This window comes from Paraburkholderia sp. SIMBA_054 (genome assembly GCF_046534875.1).
Taxonomy (GTDB): domain Bacteria; phylum Pseudomonadota; class Gammaproteobacteria; order Burkholderiales; family Burkholderiaceae; genus Paraburkholderia; species Paraburkholderia hospita.
The window spans coordinates 1-375 of sequence record NZ_JAWRXV010000332.1; the positions used below are offsets into that span (position 1 = coordinate 1).

A 375-nucleotide genomic window follows, 5' to 3' on the forward strand; every position below is an offset into this window, starting at 1 on the left:
GCAGCCGGCAACCCGGCGCTCGCATGCCGACACGAGCCTTCTCAAGGGACTGCGCATCCTGCTTGTCGACGACTCTGAGGAAGGGCTTGAGGGTTTTCGTGCGCTCCTTGAACTGGAAGGTGCGCAGGTGCGGCCCGAACGCAACGGTCCGGACGCGCTTGCGACTGCCAAAGAAGGCAAATTCGACCTGATCCTGTCAGATATCGGTATGCCCGGCATGAGCGGCTACGAACTGATCGCTGAACTGCGCAAGCTGCCAGGCATGGAGGCGGTGCCGGCTTTTGCCCTGACGGGTTATGGAAGGCAGAGCGATGCGGAGGAAGCAATACGGGCCGGATTCGATGCGCATCTCGGCAAGCCCGTGTCGTTGCACGC

General features: G+C 62.1%; 1 protein-coding gene. It reads left to right on the forward strand.

Annotation, left to right across the window (positions count from 1 at the left end; all coding sequences use genetic code 11):
- Positions 1 to 375: response regulator (locus SB822_RS55340; protein ID WP_410858876.1), on the forward strand; the 375-nt coding region annotated here is incomplete at both ends.